Here is a 3,493-nt window from a genome sequence, read left to right as displayed (position 1 = left end):
GATCATCCTGAGTTTTAATCTGACTGGCTATTTGATCTACCAGTTTTTCGTTGATTTCAACGCTCATTGTTATTCTCCATTTTGGAGTATTAACGACAAGCGTTTACACAATTTAAATTACATTCCCCTTTGTGTCTCTGTGGTTCAGTCTTTAACTCATGGAAACAGGGAGTAAATGTTAAATGTCCTCCCTAGGGGGTGTTGACTCACTGCTACTGTTATTCAACCAAATGCCAACCAGATACCAACCCCCATCATCAGAGAGCCGGCAATACGGTTCATCACCCGAACATTGCCGCTTTTCTGCAGAAAATGTCGCAGCGTTCTTCCACCTGCCGCGTAAATATTCAGGCAGATAAATTCAATAATCAAAATAATGGAAACCAGAACGATCAGCTGTGGGGCAACCGGCAGGTCTGCAGAAATAAAAGGTGGCAGCAGTGAGATACAGAACGCCCATCCTTTGGGGTTAGCTACGGCTGTTACAAACCCCTGAACCATAAGCTCTTTGGGGGCAGTCTCTCTGGGTTGATGACCCTCATGAGGAATAGCCATTTTCCCCTTGGAAAGCCACATCTGGAATCCCAGATAAAACAGATACACGCCGCCCACCCACTTAAACACCGTGAATGCAGCCGGGTAATTCAACATCACAGCGGCTACACCAATCACGGCAAGTACTGCAATCAATCCAACACCCAGCAGTTCTCCCAGCATCATCCAGAGCGCTCGTCGAACGCCGACGGTCATACCCAGCGTCATGGCCAGTGTCATGCACATGCCCGGGGTTGCAGAAACAAAGAAAAACGTAGGAACAAACAGAGCCAGCAGAGATGAACTGACCATATCAACTCAATTCCAGAAAATGATTAAAAAATTTACAGGTTCTGACCTGAGGTATTCACAATTAGATATATGAACAGCCTCTGGCATCCACTATTGAATAAGTACCTGATCATATGAAATCGAATATTTCTGGCTTAGTGGTTAGTTACTATGCAAGGCTCAGCGGAGTGAGCATAGCCGTAGCTATGTGATCGTAGCTGTAACGCTGCACAACTGCATGGATGCAGGAGTTAGAGCAACGCATGGAGCAGTTGCCGGGAGTGGCTGACCACTGAATCAGAAAATATGATTTCATATAGTTAGGTACTTACCTACCGCCTCAGAATAGCGATCCATCGTCCGATATTTAGCAGGCTGGCAAGCGCAGCAGCAACATAGGTCATTGCAGCCGCTTTAAGGACTTTTCTTGCCCCCGGAATATCATCTTTGGAAAGATACCCTTCCTCCAGAATCGGCAGCGCCTTATTAAAACTGGCATCCATCTCAACTGGCAGATTCATCAATTGCACCCAGAGCGATGCAACCATCCCCGATACCCCCAGTAATAAAGTAATCAAGGTACTCTGGGGCAGACGGGTTAATAAGAAAATAAAAGGAGTAACCATCAAGGCCATGACACTGAATCGCTCAATCATCATGGCCATTTTTATCCGTCTCTGGCGGCGCATAAACCCGGGATGCTCTTCCTGATGTTGCAGGGCATGGCTGACTTCATGAGTAGCAACGGCGACCGCTGCGATGGTCTTCCCCCGATAGTGCGAAGAGGAGAGTGAAACTACCCGGTTTTCCGGATCATAATAATCCTCACCTTCCATGCCTTCGCGAACCGATACACCCTCCAGCTGGAAACGCTCAACCAGGTGTTGGGCCAGCTCACCACCGGTTCCCTGAAGATCCGGTCGATCTTTGCCATATTTACGGAGCGTTTGCCGGACCCAGAACTGAGGTCCAAAAACCAGAACCAGAATCGCCAGTAATAAAAGAATCAGGGGCATTTATTCCCGATCCTCGGTCTCCAGTCGGTCAATCTCTTCCCGGAACTCATTTAAATCCTTGAAATGGCGATACACGGAAGCAAAACGGATATAGGCCACTTCATCCAGCTGCTTTAACTCCCGCATGACTTCTTCACCCAGAATCCGGGAGCTGACTTCCCGCTCCCCCATGGCCCGAAGGCGATGAATAATGCGGCTTAATGCTTCTTCCAGCTGCTCAACACCGACGGGTCTTTTTTCCAGGGCACGGGACATGCCCGCCCGCAGCTTTTCTTCATTAAAAGGTTCACGGGTACCATCCCGTTTAACCAGTCTTGGCATCAGCAGTTCTGCTGTTTCGTAACTGGTGAAACGTTCAATGCAGGACAGGCATTCACGACGCCTGCGCACCTGACTGCCTTCTGCAACCAGACGCGAGTCGATCACTTTTGTTTCAGCAGCACCACAGAATGGACAATGCATTGAGCAAGTTAATCCTTCAGTTTTTTGAGGGGGATTAAGCAATGATAACCAGCTGTGGCTTTATTACAAGATAAAGCAATATGTGAATGCTTAAGGCTTTATATTTACGTGTCTCAGAAAAGACTCGGATGTTGATCAACAAAATCCTGTTTACCGGATTTTTGAAGAAAATCAGACACTCTTTGACTGATATTGGGAAAGCCTGGACTTGTTCTAAGTGAACGGTTACAGCCTTGAAAGATGTTAATAACACCATCAACATCACGACTGCGAAGAGCATCTTTCAACTGCTGATTAACAGAAGCCCCATCACCATAAGGTAGGCTTGCCAGCACCTTTTCCTCTCTACCTTTATCAAGTTCCTGATCCAGGGCCAGACTTAATTTCTCACTTTTTCGTTTACCAAGCCCCTCATTCAATAACCTAAGCTCTGTATATACTTTTTCTTTATCCAACCGGACAGCCATGGACTCGTCACTGGACACCGATAAATCAATTTCTCGAACAAAATTAATAATAGAAGTGCCCTTCATATCCGAGAATTTACGACCAGAGTGCAAAAAGCCAAACAGCATCATTGCCTGCTTCATTGTTTTGTCGGTTATTGCAAGTCCAGACGAGTTATCAGAATGCTTCGCTAAAGACTGTTGATGTATTTCCCATAACCGCGGATGAATATTTGCACTCCCATGACCCAGAACAGCTTTTACCTTTTCTCCAATCTTTTGAAAAGTGTAACCAGTCAGTGTTCTTAATTGGGGAAAATCATTGAAATGACCTTCATCTTTTAAGACCAGATAGGTTTGACTCAAATACGATAGCCTCTGTGTAACAGTCATTCGCTGCCAGTCCCGTAGAGAAAAGTTTTCAAGAAAAGTTGAGACTTTCTGCTGCCGCTCTTTAGCTTTTCTATCATCCTCCCCCAGCTCACCCGAAGAAGCCTTGGCAGCATGCTCTTTCCCATCCGCTACAGGCCGCCTCCCCTGAGCACTGGTTAATGCTTTCTTTCCCAGTTCAGTCAAAAAAAACTGTCTTTCACCTTGATCCTCACAAACCCCCAATAATACCAATTCCATTTTTAAATTATGAAATAACAGCCCATGAACGGGAGCATAGACTTTTCAATCGGCCAACTTCAGAAAGTAATTCATTCCATGCCTCACAGCATTTATTGATAATATCTTCATAGT

General features: G+C 45.8%; 4 protein-coding genes. All 4 read right to left on the bottom strand.

Annotation, left to right across the window (positions count from 1 at the left end; translation table 11 throughout):
* Positions 1-222: 222 nt before the first annotated feature.
* The 4 genes from AK963_RS26985 to AK963_RS26970 all read right to left on the bottom strand — a co-directional run bounded on the left by AK963_RS26985 (position 223) and on the right by AK963_RS26970 (position 3,115).
* Complete coding sequence (locus tag AK963_RS26985) at positions 223-846, bottom strand: LysE family translocator (protein ID WP_066018434.1); 624 nt, start codon at positions 844-846, stop codon at positions 223-225.
* Between the two features lie 311 nt (positions 847-1,157).
* Positions 1,158-1,841, bottom strand: a complete 684-nt coding sequence (locus AK963_RS26980) for a zinc metallopeptidase (RefSeq protein WP_066018433.1) — start codon at positions 1,839-1,841, stop codon at positions 1,158-1,160.
* Entirely contained in the window at positions 1,842-2,303 is a 462-nt protein-coding gene (gene nrdR / locus AK963_RS26975; RefSeq protein ID WP_066018432.1) for a transcriptional regulator NrdR, read from the bottom strand. It abuts the gene before it with no gap.
* Positions 2,304-2,416: 113 nt separating this feature from the next.
* A complete protein-coding gene (locus AK963_RS26970; RefSeq protein ID WP_139117696.1) occupies positions 2,417-3,115 on the bottom strand; it encodes a hypothetical protein in 699 nt (232 codons plus the stop codon).
* Positions 3,116-3,493 lie beyond the last annotated feature (378 nt).

It is taken from the genome of Endozoicomonas atrinae, assembly GCF_001647025.1.
GTDB lineage: Bacteria > Pseudomonadota > Gammaproteobacteria > Pseudomonadales > Endozoicomonadaceae > Endozoicomonas > Endozoicomonas atrinae.
This window is presented reverse-complemented; position numbering and strand designations above follow the sequence as displayed.

Excerpts from the sequence above, each read along its gene's own strand:
- AK963_RS26985 (WP_066018434.1), bottom strand. The coding sequence starts at position 846 with ATGGTCAGTTCATCTCTGCTGGCTCTGTTTGTTCCTACGTTTTTCTTT.
- AK963_RS26980 (WP_066018433.1), bottom strand. The coding sequence starts at position 1,841 with ATGCCCCTGATTCTTTTATTACTGGCGATTCTGGTTCTGGTTTTTGGA.
- nrdR (WP_066018432.1), bottom strand. The coding sequence starts at position 2,303 with ATGCATTGTCCATTCTGTGGTGCTGCTGAAACAAAAGTGATCGACTCG.